Below are 650 nucleotides of genomic sequence, written 5' to 3'. Positions count from 1 at the left end.
CCTCGGACGGGGGTGCGGGTGATGGGGGTTGACCTCGGACTGAAAGTGCCGGCGGTCGCCGTCACCGATGAAGACACGACCCGTTTCTTCGGGAACGGTCGTAAGAACAAGTATATGAAACGCAAGTTCCGTGCGGAACGGAAGGCACTCGGCAAAAAGAAGAAGCCGAAGGCTATCAAACGACGCAATCAGAAGGAACAGCGGTGGATGCGGGACAAGGACCACAAGGTCAGCCGAGCCATCGTCGATTTTGCAAGACAGAAGAAAATCTCTGTCATTCGCCTCGAACTCTTGGCGAACATCCGACAGACGGCAAGAACAAGCCGTAAAAACAACCAGAACCTCCACTCATGGTCGTTCTATCGTCTCGCGTCCTTCATCGAATACAAAGCCGCCTTGTCGGGCATCAAGGTTGAGTATGTGAACCCCGCCTACACGAGTCAGACCTGCCCATCCTGTTCCATCAGGAACAAGGTGAGGGATAGGGTCTACACGTGTGCCTGTGGGTTTAAAGGACATCGGGACGCCGTCGGTGCGATGAACATTCGATACGCACCTGTGATGGATGGTAACAGTCCATCAGCCTGAGAACCTATACGGTCTGTCTCAGGAGGGGTGATGGCACACCCCTACCTCAAGGCTCGGACGAA

General features: G+C 54.8%; 1 protein-coding gene. It reads left to right on the top strand.

Annotated elements, in window-relative coordinates; genetic code table 11:
• On the top strand, positions 1 to 588 hold a 588-nt coding region (locus ITJ88_RS16195), incomplete at its 5' end, for an RNA-guided endonuclease TnpB family protein (RefSeq protein WP_195866277.1).
• Positions 589 to 650 lie beyond the last annotated feature (62 nt).

Source organism: Exiguobacterium abrahamii, from assembly GCF_015645365.1.
GTDB classification, from domain to species: domain Bacteria; phylum Bacillota; class Bacilli; order Exiguobacteriales; family Exiguobacteriaceae; genus Exiguobacterium_A; species Exiguobacterium_A abrahamii.
Note: the sequence above shows the minus strand (reverse complement) of the source record. Positions and strands in the feature narration are given on the sequence as shown.